General features: G+C 70.7%; 14 protein-coding genes. 4 read left to right on the top strand and 10 right to left on the bottom strand.

Annotation, left to right across the window (positions count from 1 at the left end; genetic code table 11):
• Positions 1-40 precede the first annotated feature (40 nt).
• Complete coding sequence (locus tag IMZ11_RS17130; RefSeq protein ID WP_228642542.1) at positions 41-787, top strand: hypothetical protein; 747 nt, start codon at positions 41-43, stop codon at positions 785-787.
• Between the two features lie 329 nt (positions 788-1116).
• On the opposite strand, the gene IMZ11_RS17125 is transcribed toward IMZ11_RS17130, so the two are convergent.
• The 6 genes from IMZ11_RS17125 to IMZ11_RS17100 all read right to left on the bottom strand — a co-directional run bounded on the left by IMZ11_RS17125 (position 1117) and on the right by IMZ11_RS17100 (position 7400).
• Complete coding sequence (locus tag IMZ11_RS17125; RefSeq protein ID WP_228642540.1) at positions 1117-1854, bottom strand: ABC transporter ATP-binding protein; 738 nt, start codon at positions 1852-1854, stop codon at positions 1117-1119.
• Positions 1851-3728 (bottom strand): ATP-binding cassette domain-containing protein, encoded by a 1878-nt coding sequence (locus IMZ11_RS17120; protein WP_228642538.1) that lies wholly within the window; start codon positions 3726-3728, stop codon positions 1851-1853. Before IMZ11_RS17120 ends, IMZ11_RS17125 begins: the two co-directional genes overlap by 4 nt.
• Positions 3728-4597: a branched-chain amino acid ABC transporter permease gene (locus IMZ11_RS17115; protein WP_228642536.1), complete on the bottom strand. Its 870-nt coding sequence runs from the start codon at positions 4595-4597 to the stop codon at positions 3728-3730. Before IMZ11_RS17115 ends, IMZ11_RS17120 begins: the two co-directional genes overlap by 1 nt.
• Positions 4598-4723: 126 nt before the next feature.
• The gene (locus IMZ11_RS17110; protein WP_228642534.1) at positions 4724-6163 is read right to left on the bottom strand and encodes a dihydroorotase family protein; all 1440 of its coding nucleotides are present in this window, start codon (positions 6161-6163) and stop codon (positions 4724-4726) included.
• Positions 6164-6191: 28 nt separating this feature from the next.
• Complete coding sequence (locus tag IMZ11_RS17105) at positions 6192-7019, bottom strand: IclR family transcriptional regulator (RefSeq protein ID WP_228642532.1); 828 nt, start codon at positions 7017-7019, stop codon at positions 6192-6194.
• 30 nt (positions 7020-7049) lie between these two features.
• Entirely contained in the window at positions 7050-7400 is a 351-nt protein-coding gene (locus tag IMZ11_RS17100) for a hypothetical protein (RefSeq protein ID WP_061259195.1), read from the bottom strand.
• Between the two features lie 248 nt (positions 7401-7648).
• Between IMZ11_RS17100 and IMZ11_RS17095 the strand changes: the two genes are divergently transcribed.
• Genes IMZ11_RS17095 through IMZ11_RS17085 form a run of 3 tightly spaced genes read left to right on the top strand, consistent with a single transcriptional unit; the run spans position 7649 to position 11033 of the window.
• Positions 7649-8821, top strand: coding sequence for a CaiB/BaiF CoA-transferase family protein (locus IMZ11_RS17095; RefSeq protein ID WP_255706613.1), 1173 nt, complete (start codon positions 7649-7651; stop codon positions 8819-8821).
• A complete protein-coding gene (locus IMZ11_RS17090; protein WP_061259194.1) occupies positions 8821-9624 on the top strand; it encodes a cyclase family protein in 804 nt (267 codons plus the stop codon). The genes IMZ11_RS17095 and IMZ11_RS17090 overlap by 1 nt, the downstream gene beginning before the upstream one ends.
• Positions 9621-11033, top strand: coding sequence for an MmgE/PrpD family protein (locus IMZ11_RS17085; RefSeq protein WP_228642528.1), 1413 nt, complete (start codon positions 9621-9623; stop codon positions 11031-11033). Before IMZ11_RS17090 ends, IMZ11_RS17085 begins: the two co-directional genes overlap by 4 nt.
• A gap of 116 nt (positions 11034-11149) precedes the next feature.
• On the opposite strand, the gene IMZ11_RS17080 is transcribed toward IMZ11_RS17085, so the two are convergent.
• Genes IMZ11_RS17080 through IMZ11_RS17065 form a run of 4 tightly spaced genes read right to left on the bottom strand, consistent with a single transcriptional unit; the run spans position 11150 to position 14233 of the window.
• Positions 11150-11770 (bottom strand): cupin domain-containing protein, encoded by a 621-nt coding sequence (locus IMZ11_RS17080; RefSeq protein WP_228642526.1) that lies wholly within the window; start codon positions 11768-11770, stop codon positions 11150-11152.
• Positions 11770-12243: a DUF3598 family protein gene (locus tag IMZ11_RS17075; RefSeq protein WP_228642523.1), complete on the bottom strand. Its 474-nt coding sequence runs from the start codon at positions 12241-12243 to the stop codon at positions 11770-11772. Before IMZ11_RS17075 ends, IMZ11_RS17080 begins: the two co-directional genes overlap by 1 nt.
• The gene (locus tag IMZ11_RS17070) at positions 12240-13067 is read right to left on the bottom strand and encodes a CoA ester lyase (RefSeq protein ID WP_061259247.1); all 828 of its coding nucleotides are present in this window, start codon (positions 13065-13067) and stop codon (positions 12240-12242) included. The genes IMZ11_RS17075 and IMZ11_RS17070 overlap by 4 nt, the downstream gene beginning before the upstream one ends.
• Positions 13067-14233 carry an acyl-CoA dehydrogenase family protein gene (locus IMZ11_RS17065; protein ID WP_228642521.1) on the bottom strand — a complete coding sequence of 389 codons (1167 nt, stop codon included), beginning with the start codon at positions 14231-14233 and terminating at the stop codon, positions 13067-13069. Before IMZ11_RS17065 ends, IMZ11_RS17070 begins: the two co-directional genes overlap by 1 nt.
• Positions 14234-14235: the final 2 nt, after the last annotated feature.

Genomic DNA, 14235 nt, shown 5'->3' with positions numbered 1-14235 from the left:
TCTGGGTCCGGCCACGGCCATATCACCGGAGCGTCACCTCATGCCCCTCCCCATGCCCCTCGCGACGACCATGGAGCCGGTACACGGCCTCAACGCGTACAGCCTGGCGATCCTGTTGCACATCGTGCTCTTCGTCTACTGGCTCGGCAGCGACATCGGCGTCTTCTACTCCAGCCGGTTCATCCTCCGCTCCGAACTGCCGACGCCGGCCCGCTCGGTCGCCGCCAAGATCATGCACGCCGTGGACATGGCGCCCAGGATCTGCCTCGTCCTCTTCCTGCCGAGCGGTGTCACGCTCATGTCGCTGAGCCCGTTCGGCGAGGACGTCTTCCCGGGCTGGCTCCTCGCCCTGACGTGGGTGGGCGCGCTGTGCTGGCTGGTGCTGGTCGTCTACGACTACACGCGCGGCGCGACCCAGCTCGGCAAGGTGGTGCAGAAGCTCGACCTGATCGTCCGGTACGGCCTGGTCGTGGTGCTGCTCGCCGGCTCCGGGTACGTCTTCTTCACCGCCGAGCCGTTCGGCGTCACCACCAACCCGAAGTGGCTGGCCGCCAAGGTCACCGCGTACGCGCTGTGCATCCTGTCCGGCGTGATGATCCGCCGTCAGCTCAGCCCGTTCGGCCCGGCTTTCGGCAAGCTGGTGACCGAGGGCTCCACTCCCGAGGTCGAGCACCAGATCCGGCACTCCGTACGCTCCTGCCTGCCGTACGTCTACGCGATCTGGTTCCTGGTCCTCGTGGCCGCGTTCCTCGGCGTGGTCAAGCCCGGCACCGCCGCCTTCGGCTGATCCCCGTCCACCCCGACAGCCCCCACCGGGACGACCGTGGGGGCTTTTCCATGCCCGCGCGGCTCCCGGGTGACTTCGTCTTCCCGCCCCCATGAGCGAGGAGGAGGTCGGCGAGGTCGAAGAACCTACCGGACGTTCGTCACCTCGGTGACACGCGGTGAGGAGGACACGGGCTACGAACCGCTGTGGTCACCCGCGGATGGGCTCCTGCTGCCGGCGGAGGGCACGCGAAAGGCCGGTTCCGACGATCGGAACCGGCCTCTGCGTTCTGCGCCGCCTGCCGGGGCGCCGCGCCCGACGGTCACCGCCGGGTGGAGCGACGGGTGGGATCAGCCGGCTTCCTGGCGGAGCTGGCCGAGGTAGGCGGCCTGGACCCTGGGGTCGTCCCGCAACTCGGCGCCGGTGCCCTCGACGGCCACCCGGCCGCGCTCCAGCACGTATCCGCGGTCGGCGAGCCGGAGCGCGGTGCTGGCCTGCTGCTCGACGAGCAGGATGGTCAGCCCGCGCTCGTCGTGCAGCCGCTTGAGATAGCCGAACAGCTCCGCGACCTTGAGCGGGGCCAGGCCGAGCGACGGCTCGTCCAGCATGAGGAGCCGGGGCGCCGCCATCAGCGCGCGGGCGATCGCGAGCATCTGGGCCTCTCCCCCGGACAGCGTGCCGGCGAGCTGGGAGCCGCGCTCGGCCAGCCGGGGGAAGATCTCCAGCATCTCGTCGCGCCTGCGGTCGGTCTCCGCCTTGCGCCGCCGGGTCGGAAAGCCGCCGAGGGCGAGGTTCTCCAGGACGGTGTGGTCGGGGAAGATCTGCCGGCCTTCGGGCACGTGGCCGAGCCCGAGAGCGGGACGGCGCCAGGCCGCGACCTTCGCCAGGTCCTGCCCGGCGAACCGCATCTGCCCGGACACGGGCTTCAGCAGACCGGAGACCGTCTTCATCGTGGTCGTCTTGCCGGCCCCGTTGGGGCCGAGGAGCACCACGAACTCCCCTTCGTCGACGTGCAGGTCGAGCCCGTCGAGGGCGCGTACGCCTCCGTAGCCCGCGGTCAGCCCGGACAGTTCGAGCAGTCTGCTCATGACGCCTCCTCCACGAGGTCGGGGCGGCCGAGGTACGCCTCGAGAACCGCCGCCGAGTTGCGCACCTTCTCCGGGGTGCCGCGCTCGATCACCTTGCCGCTCTCCAGGACGGTGAGCTCGTCGCAGAGCCCCATCACGAAGTCGACGTTGTGCTCGATGAGCACGACCGCGAGCCCACGCTCGCGCAGTACCCGGCACAGCCGTCCGAGGGCGTCGAGCTCGTCGGACGTCAGGCCGGTGGCGGGCTCGTCCAGGATGAGTACCTTCGGCCTGCTGGCCACCGCGCGCACCACTTCGAGCAGCCGCTTCTGGCCGTGGGAGAGGGACGAGGCGAGCCAGTCGGCGCGGGACGCGAGCCCGGCGAAGGCGAGCAGCTCCCTGGCCTCCTCCCTCTCGGTCCGGTCCTGACGGCGGTAGGAGGGCGAGCGCACGAGGGCGCCGAACCAGGAGTACGTCTCGCGCATGCGCATGCCCGTGAGCACGTTGTCGAGGACGCTGACCCGTTCGAAGAGGTGCGGGACCTGGAAGACGCGGGTCACTCCCGCGTGGGCGACGCGGTGGGCGGCGTTCGGGGCCTCCTCGCCGAAGATCCGTACCTGTCCGGCGTCGATCTGGTGGTAGCGGGTCAGGCAGGAGACCAGCGTGGACTTGCCCGACCCGTTGGGTCCGATGATCCCGTGGACGGTGCCCGGCATGATCCGGACGTCCACGCCGTCGAGGGCGTGCACACCGCCGAAGTGCTTCACGATGCCGCTACCTTCGAGCGCGGCCACCCCGTCGGGGACGTCGCGCACCTCGGGCACCACGTCGGGGACCTCGTCCGGCAGCGTCTCGTCGTCCGCTTCGGCCAGCCGGTCGCGGCCCATCCTGGACGCCTTCCAGGTGCCGACGACGCCGCGCGGGATCACCATCATGGCGACCAGGAGCAGGACGCCGAGCACCAGCGTGGTGTACCGCGCCTGATCCTTGATGAGCTCGACCAGCACGGCGATGAGGCCGACGCCGATCAGCGGCCCGATCAGGGTGGAGATGCCGCCGAGGAAGAGGCCGACGAAGAAGATGATGCCGTTGTCGAGCAGGCCGACGTCGGGGTTGATGAAGCCGAGCTGCAACGCGTACAGCGCGCCGGACAGGCCGGCGGTGCCGCCGCAGACGCCGAAGAGCAGGAGCTTGGCGCGCGCGGGCGAGATGCCCATCGCCGAGGCGGTGTCGGAGGACTCGCGCACCGCCATCGAGGCGCGGCCGACGCCGCTGCGCACGAGGTTGCGCTGCAGGATGTACGCCACGGCGAGGCAGGCGAGCACCACGTAGTAGAAGGCCTGCTTCGACATGAACTCGTCGCCCAGCTTGGGGGCGATGCCGCTGACGCCGACGATGCCGCCGGTGACGGACTCCCACTCGCGCCCGACCTCGATGACGATCAGGTTGGCGGCCAGGGTGATCATGCCGAAGTACAGATAGGTCGCCCGCAGGCTGACCAGCAGGACCAGCATGGCGACCACGGCGCCGACGGCCACGGAGGCGGCGATGCCGAGCAGCCACGAGCCGCTCAGCTTGACCACGAGATATCCGGTGGCGTAGCCGCCGGCGAGTTGCAGTCCGGAGTGCAGCATCGACAACATCCCGCCGTACCCCATGGACAGGTTCAGGGAGATGGTCAGGATCGCGCTGATCGCGGCCGAAGCGACGATGCCGTTGTAGTACGACGCGTTGTAGCTGTAGTAGTCCGTGATGGCCGGCCACGCGAGCAGCACGCCGATGACGGCGACCGAGAGGACGGCGAGGACCACGGTACGCGCGCGGTGGTAGACCGCCGAGTCGAACACGGATCCGCGGGAGCCGACGCCTCCGGAGGAAGAGTCCACCGTTGCCATCAGTGCGCCTCCATGGGCTTGCCGAACAGTCCGGACGGGAAAACGACGAGGATCACCGCGAGCGCGGCGAACACGGCGAAGTTGCCGATGGAGCCGCCGACCACGCTCCGGACGACGGTGTCGAGAACGCCGACGATCATGCCGCCGACGAGCGCTCCGCGCGGTGACCCGACTCCTCCGATCACCGCGGCGGTGAAGCCCTTGATGGTGAACATCAGGCCGGTCGCCGGCGCCACGAAGATCACCGGGGCGGCGAGCATGCCCGCGATGGCGGTGATGACGGCGCCGATCACGAACGACAGCACGACGATGCGCTGGACCGGGATGCCCATGAGGACCGAGGTCTCGGAGCTGTGCGCGGTGGCCCGGATCGCACGCCCGTACGTGGACCTCCGCAGGAAGAGGTCGTAACCGGCCATCACGGCCAGGGCCACGACGATGGTCAGCGCCTCCTGCCACTCCACGGTGATGCCGGCCACCTGGAAGCCGCCCGCGACGACCGGGTTCGGCCGCAGGGCGTCCACGTCGAAGTAGCCGAGGTTGAACAACGACTGGAAGATCAGCGCCGCCGCCAGGGTCGCGATGATCCACGCGTAGCGTGAACCGGACAGGCGGACTGGTAGCATGATCATGCGTTCCATGAGCAGGCCCATCAGAGCGGCCAGCACGATGGTGACGCCGAGGGTGACGGCCCAGCCCAGTTTCTCGAGCGCGACGATCTGGTACGCGACGGCGGCACCGAGGATCACGGCCTCACCCTGCGCGAAGTTCATGATCCGGGTCGGCTGGAAAACGATGGCCAGGGCGAGTGCGACTAGGGCGTAGACGGAACCGGCGAACAGTCCATCGATGATCGCCTCGGGGCTCATCTGCACTGCTCCTCTTGGTGTTTCAGAGGTTGACGAACCCTGTTCCGCATAACGGAACAGGGTTGGGGAAACATTGGCTCACGATCGCCGGACTGTCAATAGGTCTGACGTTTCAGAGCTCGTTTGTCATGCGCGGCGCGCGTACCGTCCGCTGGGCTCGCCGACGACGTCGCCGTCGCGGAACCGGACCTGACCGCCGACGACCGTGGTCACCGGCCAGCCGGTCAGGTCGACGCCCTCGAACGGGGAGTGGTCCTGCCCGGAGAGGCACGCCTCGGCCGTCACCGTCTGGGTCAGCGCCGGGTCCACCACGGTCAGGTCCGCGTCGAACCCGACCGCGAGGCTGCCCTTGCGGCCCCACAGGTTGTACGCCCGAGCGGGGTTCGCCGAGGCCAGCTCGGCCACGCGGGACAGGGAGATCCCGCGCTTGAGGTGGCCCTCGGAAAACAGGACCGGGTACAGCAGGGCGGTGCCGCCGAAGCCGGGACGCGCGGGCCAGAGCTGGTCGCCCTTCTCCGCCTCCATGCAGCAGGCGTGGTCGGAGGCCACCCAGTCGATCGTGCCGTCGGCCGCGCGCTCCCACAGCGCCTCGTTGTCGGCCTTGGTACGGATCGGCGGGTTGACCTTGCCGCCGAGGCCGCCTTCCGCGTCGAGGCTGTCGTGGTCGAGGCACAGGTGGTGCAGCGTGGTCTCGGCCCGCATGTCCACCGCGCCGAACGACCTGCGCGCCAGCGCGACGGCGTCGACCGCCTCACGGCTGGACAGGTGCAGCAGGTTGAGGTTGGTGCCGGTGTGGCTGGCCAGGGTGGTGGCCTCGCCGATGGCCACCCGCTCGGTGAGCGGCGGGCGTCCCTCGTGGTAGGCGCGCAGCGTCTGCGGGTCGCCGTTCGAGCGGACCCGGTCGATGAAGACCCTCATCAGCTCGGACTGCTCGCAGTGCAGCGACAGCGACAGGCGCAGGCCGGGGTTGGCCTGCTGGACCGCGGTCACCTGCTCCATGAGGAGGTAGAGGTGGCCGAGGTCGTACTCGTCGCCCATGGTGAAGGAGCGCGCGTCCCGGCTGTTCGCCGCGAGGTCGAAGCCCTTGTAGAACATGTAGTACTTGAACGACGAGACGCCGTGCTCCTGGACGAGGTACGGGATCTCGGCGATCTGGTCCACCGTCATCGGCGCGAGGTGGAAGCCGTAGTCGGTCCAGGCGCGGCCCGCGACGGCGTCGAGGACCTCGGGGAAGATCTCCTTGTACGAGCCCGTCCGGTCGAGGTAGTGCGAGCCGGTACGGAAGTAGGACAGCACGGTCGTGGCGCCGCCGACGAGGGACGAGCGGGTCTCCTCGAAGGCGTCGAGGGCCAGGTCGCGGTAGATACCGAGATGGAAGTGGGCGTCGACGGCCCCGGGGAGGACGACCTTCCCCCTGGCGTCGACCACCTCGGCGGCGTCGGAGGTGGGGATGTCCTCCGCGAGGGCCGCCACCTTCCCTCCGGAGACCGCCAGGTCGGCGCGAATCTCTCCGTGGTAGGGGAGGACGACGGTGCCGCCTTTGACAAGCAGATCGTAACGGGACATACGCGACGGCCGGCCGAGTGGACGGCCGTCACCCCCTTTCTGATTCGGTCCATCCCATCTGGATGGACAGTCGTCGAGTGGAATCAAGCAGTGCCTCGACGCACGCGTCGACCTCCTCGCGGAACCGCTCCAGCGGTCCGCAGACGCTGATGACGGCCACGGGCCGGCCGTGGTGGTCGAGGACGGGCGCGGCCACGGAGGCGGCACCCGACATACGTTCGGCGAAGGACTGCGCCCAGCCGCTCTCGCGGATCGCGGCGAGTTCCTTGCGCAGCTTCGGGACGTCGGCGATCGTCTTACCGGTCAACGGTTCGAGCGGGGCCTCCGACAGATAGGCCTCGATCTCGTCGTCGGTCAGGAAGGCGAGGAACGCCTTGGACGAGCCGCCCGCGTGCAGGGGATAGGGCACGCCGAGGGAGACGCTCATGATGACCTCACGGGCAGGGGTCACCTGGTCCGCGTAGATCCGGGTCCATCCCGTACGGATCGACAGGGTCGCCGTCTCGTCGGTGCGCTGGGACAAGGCCATCAGTTCCGGCGCGGCGATGCGCCTGATGTCCAGGCGGTCAAGGTAGGCGAGGCCCAGCCGCATGGCGCCGACTCCCAGGGAGTAACGCCTGCTCACCGGGTCGAGTTCGATGAGGCGCCGAACCCGCAGCGAGGCCAGTATCCGGTGCACGGCGGCCTTCGACATCCCGAGCGCCTCGGCGATCTCGGTCACGCCGAGCGTGGTCGAGGAGGTCTCGGCGAAGTGCATCAGCACGTCCGCGGCCCGCTCGACGGTGGCGATGGCCTGCCCGGTGCTCTCCCGCGCGGGCGCCTCGCCGGACGCGGTGTCACGGTTCTTGGTCGGCATGTTTTCCTCCAGGAGATCGGCTAGGTTTGATCAACCATCCTGGCGCCGAAATCCGACCCTCACCGGAAGATCGGTGACGATTCGCGTGTCGAGAAAGTCCCACCATTCGTTCTGGCTGACACGCTGCGTCTCCCAAGCGTCATCGGCTTTGAGAGTCGCGAGCGCGGAGCGGTACTCGCCCCAGGCGGCTTCGTCGTCGAACGCGGCCCAGTTCTCGACAACGTACACGTCACCGACGACGCTGTAGTACCAGCGCACCTCGCGCACCATCGGCAGATCGCGGTAGAACCAGCTCTCCCGGTCCTCCAGCCAGTTCCAGAAGCCCCGCATGTCATCGCGGGCTCGCGAACCGAGCCTCATCCGGTAGACGAGATAGATCATCGAGGGCCGCCTGCCCTTCCGAGTGCGATATGTACAGTGGACTTGTTCCGCAGACAGTAACGCTGTTTCAATAGCTTGGGAAGCCCCCCGGCGAGCGCGAACGCCTGCCCCGGGGATGCGCTATCGGCTCAGACCAGCAGGAACACAGTTGAGGAGGCCGTTTCGTGGAGGCAGAGCAGATCGTTCCGAGTGAACGATCGGCGCCGGCTGACCAGCCGGGAACGCCCGCAGGACCGCTGGCCGGCGTCATGGTCGTCGACGCGGCCACCCTGTTCGCCGGACCTCTGGCGGCGACGATCCTCGGGGACTACGGCGCCGACGTCGTCAAGGTGGAACACCCCGACCGAGGTGATCCCTCTCGCACCCACGGCGCGAGCAAGGACGGGATCGGGCTGTGGTGGAAGATGCTCGGCCGCAACAAGCGCACGGTCACCGCCAACATGGGCCGTCCCGAGGGCGCCGAGCTGCTCAAGCGGCTGATCGCACGGGCCGACGTGCTCATCGAGAATTTCCGCCCCGGCACGCTGGAGCGGTGGGGCCTGTCCCCGGAGACCCTGCACGAGATCAACCCGCGCCTGGTCATCGCACGCGTCACCGGCTTCGGCCAGTTCGGCCCGTACGCGAAGCGACCCGGGTTCGGCACGCTCGCCGAGTCGATGAGCGGCTTCGCCGCGGTCACCGGAGAGCCCGACGGGCCTCCCACGCTGCCGCCGTTCGGGCTGGCCGACGGCATCTCCGCGCTCACCTGCGTGAACGCGGTCATGATGGCGTTGCACCACCGTGACCGGCCGGGTGGCAGCGGCCGCGGCCAGGTGATCGATCTGGCCATCATCGAGCCGCTGGTCACGCTCCTCGGCCCGCAGCCGATCGTGTGGGACCAGCTCGGCCGGCTCCAGCCGCGTACCGGGAACCGCTCGGTCAACAACGCGCCGCGCAACACGTACCAGACGAAGGACGGCCGCTGGGTGGCCATCTCCACCTCGGCCAACTCGATCGCGGAGCGTGTGATGCGCCTCGTCGGGCACCCCGAGGTGATCGACGAACCGTGGTTCTCCTCGGGCGCCCTCCGGGCCGAGCACGCCGACCAGCTCGACGAGTACGTCGGGGGGTGGATCGCCCGGCACGACCTCTCCGAGGTGGTCGCGGAGTTCGAGAAGGCCGAGGCCGCGGTGGCCCCGATCTACGACATCCGTGACGTGTTCGAGGACGCGCAGTACCGGGCGCTCGACACGATCACGACGGTGGACGACGACGACCTCGGGCCGCTGCGCATGCAGAACGTGCTCTTCCGGCTCTCCGAGACGCCGGGCTCGATCAGATGGACGGGCCGCGCGCGCGGCGCCGACAACGAAGACGTGTGGGGTGGCCTCGGCGTGAGCGCCGACGAGCTGGCCGCCCTGCGGGACAAGGGAGTTGTGTGATGTCCTTGTGGCGGCATTTCGACGGGGCCAAGGTCGTCGACCTCGCGCAACCGATGCGCACGGGCATGCCCCAGTCGCCGAACCATCCGCGGTTCCGGATGGTCATCGAGCGCAGGCACGGTGACATGGTCCGCGAGGACGGCGGCTCCGCGGCCAACGAGGTCATCCTCACCGGCGGGCACGTCGGCACGCACGTCGACGCCCTCGGTCACGTCTCGCAGGACGGGTACGTGTACGGCGAGGTCGAGGCGGCGGGCATCCAGTCGCACCACGGCCTGTCCCAGTACGGCATCGAGACATTCGCGCCGTACGTCGGGCGGGGTGTGCTGCTCGACGTGGCCGCCGTGCACGGAGTGGACGTGCTGCCGCCCGGCTACGAGGTGACGCCGGACGATCTGGAGGCCGCGCAGCGCAGGGCGGACGTGCGGGTCGAGCGTGGAGACGCCGTGCTGATCGGCACCGGCTGGTCGCGCGAGTGGGACCGGCCGACCCGGTTCGTCGGCGACGAGGGCGGCGTGCCCGGCCCCGGCCCCGACGCGGCCCGCTGGCTGGTCGACCACGGCGTCGCGGTGGCCGGAGGCGAGACGATCGCGTTCGAGCGCATCGCGCCCGGCCGCGGTCACTCCACGCTGCCCGTGCACCGGATCCTGCTCGTCGAGGCGGGTGTGCACATCGTCGAGACGATGCGCCTCACCGAACTGCTCGGCCTCGGGGTCGCCGAGTTCCTGCTGGTGCTCAACCCGCTGCCCGTCGTGGGCGCCACCGGCGCGCCGGTGCGACCGCTCGCGGTGCTCGCCGCATGACCATCGTCTCGGCTCTGGCCGAATTCGCCGCCGACGCCCGCAAGGGACTGCCGGACGCTGTCGCCGCCGACGTGACGGGACGGGTGCTCGACACCTTCGGGAACTGCCTCGCCGCCCAGGAGCTCACCGATCCGGCCGAGCCGCACGAGGCGGTGCTGCGGATGGCGAAGCGGTGGAGCGGCACGGGCGAGTCCTCCGTCATCGGCCGCGGGTTGTCCCTCCCCGCGCCCTCGGCGGCGCTGGTCAACGGCACGCTCGCGCACGCCCTGGACTTCGACGACACCCACCTGCCCTCCGTCCTCCACCCGTCGGCCTCCGTCGTCCCCGCCACGCTGGCCGTCGCGGAGGCCGTGGGCGCGTCGGGCGCCGAGCTGTGCCGTGCCGTGGCGGTGGGCGACGAGATCACCAACCGGCTGGGGATGGCCTCCTACATCCCCGAACTGCGCAACTCCCTCTTCTTCGAGAAGGGCTGGCACGCCACGTCCATCTGCGGGACGGTGGGCGCCGCCGCAGGGGCGGCCCTGCTGATGGGCCTCTCCGCGGACGGCATCGCCCACGCCATGGGCATCGCGGCCAGCATGGGCGCGGGCGTCATCGAGGCCAACCGCACCGGCGGCACCGTGAAGCGGGTGCACTGCGGCTGGGCCGCGCACGCGGGCGTCGTCGCCGCCACCATGGCCGCGGAAGGCGTGACCGGTCCTCCGACGGTGTTCGAGGGGCGCTTCGGCTTCTTCGAGGCGTTCCTCGACGGGCGCTACGACGGTGACGCGATCACCGCCGGGCTGGGCGAGCGGTGGGAGCTGCTGCGCACGGTCTACAAGCCCTATCCCTCGAACCATTTCACCCACCCCGGCATCGACGCCGCCCTCGCCCTGCGCGCCCAGGGACTGCGGCCCGAGGACGTGGCGGAGATCGAGCTCGGCGTGGCGGCGGCTCCCCTTCGCACGATCGGCGAGCCGTACGAGGAGAAGGTGCGGCCGCGTACGCCGTACCACGCCAAGTTCTCCGGCCCGTACACCGTGGCCAGCGCCCTGATCGGGGGCGGCGGCCTCGGCCTGCACCTCGACGACTTCGCCGAGTCGGCCTTCCGTGACGAGCGGAGGCTGGCGCTGGCCGCCAAGGTGCGCGTCGTGGCCGACGAGGAGTGCGGCGAGGAGTTCCCCCGGGCCTTCTCCGCCGTGTTGCGGGTCCGCACCGTGGACGGGAGCACCCTGGAGCACCGGGTCCACTCCTCACGGGGCGGGCCGGAGCACCCGCTGACGTTCGACGAGCTGCGGACGAAGTACGCACTCAACGCCTCCCGCGTGCTGCCGTCCGAGGCGGCCGAGGCGCTCGCGGGCGAGGTACGCGGGCTCGCGGAGCGCGGCAGCGTCGCCGGCCTCCTCGACACCACCGTGATCGGCCGGTAGTCACCGGAACAGCGGACACAGAAACGAAGCCCTCCCGGCCAGAGGCCGGGAGGGCTTCCCTGTGATTCCGGAGCCGTGGTTCCGGAGCCGTGATTCCGGCGCGGTGGTTCCGGAGATCAGTCGCCGGTACGGTCCCAGCGGCGGACGAGGACCCGTCCGGGCAGGTCGGGGAACGGCTCGCCCTCGGGCACGTACGCCCAGGCGCGCGCGTCGAGGAAGACGACGTCGTACCCGGCCGGGGCGTCCCGCGCGTCTCCGGGCGGGCGGCGGGAGAACTCCGCGACAGAGCCGAGCAGCACGGAGCCGAGCAGCACAGAGCTGTCCGGCGCGGAGCTGTCCGGCACGGCGGCCCGGTCGGGGCCGGGCGCGTCGTCCGCGATCCCGTCGCGCCAGACCGGCGGCCCGGAGAACCAGGCGACGGCCAGGCAGCCGTCCTCGCCCGCGAAGCTGTCCGCCCTGCTCGCGTGGGACGGCAGGTACTTGTACGCGCCGGCCGCGAAGCGCGACCCGCTGACGGAGATCTCGCCGTCGAACGCCACGAACTCCTCGGCGCAGGTGTAGTGGCCCGTGCCCGGCCTGGTCCAGCCCGGTGGGAAGCGGACCAGCGACACCGAGGCGCCGGTCGCCGCGTCGGCGTGCAGCCTGACCAGGCGCACGGCCGACGACGACGCCGGCATGGTCACGTCGATCCACGGCAGGTCGGCGTCGTCGAGCGCGACGACGCGGACGGTCGCCATCAGTGCCACACCTCGGGGACCCCGCCGTGCACGCGGTGCTCCTCGACGACGGTGATCTGCTCCAGCCGCCGGTCGCGGAACCGCTTCCAGAGCCGCGACCGGTAGTCCTCGTCGGCGAAGGTGATCAGCTCGACCACCTCGACGCCCGGCTCAGCCGACCACTGGTAGGGGAACAGCAGGAAGCGCCCGTCGACCAGCCGGGCCCGACCCTCGAAGTCGGTGGAGCCGAAGACGAGGTCGTCCTCGCCCTCGAACCTGGCCCGGAAGTCGAGCACCTCGGGCTCCGCGCCCTCGCGCAGGTAGATGACCCGCTCGTACCAGCGGTCGCCCTCCAGGCGGGTCTCCTGCCGCGAGCCGTACGTCTCCAGCAGGGTGCCGCCGGGGGTGAGGTGGGTGTAGGTGCCCTCCCAGACCCCGGTGACGGACGACAGGCGTTCGCGCAGGCTGGTGACGCTCCCACTGGTCGTGTTCAACGTGCCCTCCTGAGGACCCTGCGTGCCTGGCGCACGATCGCCTCGTCGACCATGCGTCCCTTGGAGTCGAGGAGCACCCCCGACCCCGAGGCCTCGAAGCGGTCCACGAGGTCGCCGGCCCAGGCGACCTCCTCGGCCGCCGGGGTGAAGACCTCGTTGACGACCGCGATCTGCGCCGGGTGGATGCAGGCCCGGCCGACGTAGCCCAGCCGGGCCAGCGCGGCCGTCGAGTCCCGCAGCGCGTCGAGGTCGCGGAAGTCGGTGGAGACGGGACCGACAGGGGGGTCGATGCCCGCCGCCGCCGAGGCCAGCACCACCTGGGAGCGGACCCAGAGCAGCTCGCGCTCGTCGGGGCCGAGGGTGATCCCCGCGTCGGCGCGCAGGTCGGCCTCGCCGACCTGGAGCCGGGCCACGCGGGGAGCCGCCGCGATCCGCGGCGCCCGCAGTACGGCGGCGGCCGACTCGAGGAGCGGGACGACCGGCAGCCGATCCGCGCCGAGGGAGGTCAGCAGGGCGTCGACGTCGGCGAGTTCCTCCGCCGTCTCGACCTTGGCGAGGACCAGACCGGTCAACGCCGGGGCCGTGGCGACGGCCCGTACGTCGGCCTCGCGCAGGTCGCCGGGGTTGACCCGGACCCAGATCTCCACCGGCCCCGGATCGGCCGTCCGCAGCCAGCCGGCCACCGCCTCCCTGGCCGCGTCCTTCCCGGCGGCCGGTACGGCGTCCTCCAGGTCCACGATCAGGGCGTCCGCGCCCCGGGTGAGCGCCTTGGCGAGCTTCTCCGGGGCGTCGCCCGGGACGTAGAGGTGGGAGCGGGCGCTCATCACGCCCACCCGACCTTCGTGTCGCCGCGGGTGAGGGACTTGGCCACGACGGTGCGCAGCACGTCGTTGGTGCCCTCTCCGATGCTCATCAGCACCGCGTCCCGGTAGAGCCGCTCCACCTCGTACTCGGTGGAGTAGCCGTACCCGCCGTGGACCTTCAGCGCGTCGATGGCGGCCTGCAGCGCCACCTCGGAGCAGAAGATCTTGGCCATTCCCGTCTGCGTGTCGGCCCGGCCGCGCCGCACCTGGTCCGCCGCCCAGTACGCCATGAGCCGGGCGGCCTGGAGCGTCGTGGCCAGCGAGGCGAGCTGGAGCTGGACCGCCTGGAAGTCGGCGATGGGCCGCCCGAACGCCTTGCGCTGCCGGGAGTAGGAGAGGGCCTCGTCGTAGGCGCGCTGCGCGATGCCGACCGAGCGGGACGCGATGTTGACGCGGCCCCATTCGAGCGCGGACAGCGCCTGCTGCATGCCGCGGCCCTCGACGCCTCCCAGCAGGTTGGCCACGGGGACCCGGACGTTGTCGAGCACGATCTCGCAGGACTCGGTGCCCTTGTATCCCAGCTTCGGGATGTCCTTGGTGACCTGGTAGCCGGGGGTGTCCGCGTCGACGAGCAGGATGCTCATCCCGCGGTGCGCCGGGCTGGCGGCCGGGTCGGTCTTCACCAGCACCGGCAGCGGGTCGGCGTACCGGGCGTTGGTGATCCATGTCTTGCTGCCGTTGACCACGTAGTGGTCGCCCTCAAGGCGGGCGGTCGTCCGGATGCCCTGCAGGTCGGTGCCCGCGTCGGGCTCGGTGAGGCCGATCCCGGTGCGCCGCTCGCCGGTGGCCAGCTCGGGAAGGTAGCGCTCCTTCTGCTCCTCCGTGCCGTGCGTCGCGATCATCCGGCAGGCCAGCGAGTGGCTGCCGAGGATCCCGGCCACGCCCATCCAGCCGCGCGAGATCTCCTCGAAGACGAGCGCGAAGGACACCGGGTCCAGGTCGAGCCCGCCGTAGCTCTCCGGGACGGTGACGCCGAACAGGCCCATCTGCTTGAAGCCTTCGACGATCTCGGTCGGGTAGCGGCCGGAGTGCTCCCAGTCCCGGGCGACGGGCACGATCTCCTTGTCGACGAACGCGCGCAGCAGCGCGCGGAACTCACGCTGGTCCTCGTTCAGCTCGAAGTCCACGG

This window comes from Microtetraspora sp. AC03309 (assembly GCF_020826795.1).
In the GTDB taxonomy this organism is placed as follows: domain Bacteria; phylum Actinomycetota; class Actinomycetes; order Streptosporangiales; family Streptosporangiaceae; genus Microtetraspora; species Microtetraspora glauca.
This window is presented reverse-complemented; position numbering and strand designations above follow the sequence as displayed.

Excerpts from the sequence above, each read along its gene's own strand:
- IMZ11_RS17130 (WP_228642542.1), top strand. The coding sequence starts at position 41 with ATGCCCCTCCCCATGCCCCTCGCGACGACCATGGAGCCGGTACACGGC.
- IMZ11_RS17125 (WP_228642540.1), bottom strand. The coding sequence starts at position 1,854 with ATGAGCAGACTGCTCGAACTGTCCGGGCTGACCGCGGGCTACGGAGGC.
- IMZ11_RS17120 (WP_228642538.1), bottom strand. The coding sequence starts at position 3,728 with ATGGCAACGGTGGACTCTTCCTCCGGAGGCGTCGGCTCCCGCGGATCC.
- IMZ11_RS17115 (WP_228642536.1), bottom strand. The coding sequence starts at position 4,597 with ATGAGCCCCGAGGCGATCATCGATGGACTGTTCGCCGGTTCCGTCTAC.
- IMZ11_RS17110 (WP_228642534.1), bottom strand. The coding sequence starts at position 6,163 with ATGTCCCGTTACGATCTGCTTGTCAAAGGCGGCACCGTCGTCCTCCCC.
- IMZ11_RS17105 (WP_228642532.1), bottom strand. The coding sequence starts at position 7,019 with ATGCCGACCAAGAACCGTGACACCGCGTCCGGCGAGGCGCCCGCGCGG.
- IMZ11_RS17100 (WP_061259195.1), bottom strand. The coding sequence starts at position 7,400 with ATGATCTATCTCGTCTACCGGATGAGGCTCGGTTCGCGAGCCCGCGAT.
- IMZ11_RS17095 (WP_255706613.1), top strand. The coding sequence starts at position 7,649 with ATGGTCGTCGACGCGGCCACCCTGTTCGCCGGACCTCTGGCGGCGACG.
- IMZ11_RS17090 (WP_061259194.1), top strand. The coding sequence starts at position 8,821 with ATGTCCTTGTGGCGGCATTTCGACGGGGCCAAGGTCGTCGACCTCGCG.
- IMZ11_RS17085 (WP_228642528.1), top strand. The coding sequence starts at position 9,621 with ATGACCATCGTCTCGGCTCTGGCCGAATTCGCCGCCGACGCCCGCAAG.
- IMZ11_RS17080 (WP_228642526.1), bottom strand. The coding sequence starts at position 11,770 with ATGGCGACCGTCCGCGTCGTCGCGCTCGACGACGCCGACCTGCCGTGG.
- IMZ11_RS17070 (WP_061259247.1), bottom strand. The coding sequence starts at position 13,067 with ATGAGCGCCCGCTCCCACCTCTACGTCCCGGGCGACGCCCCGGAGAAG.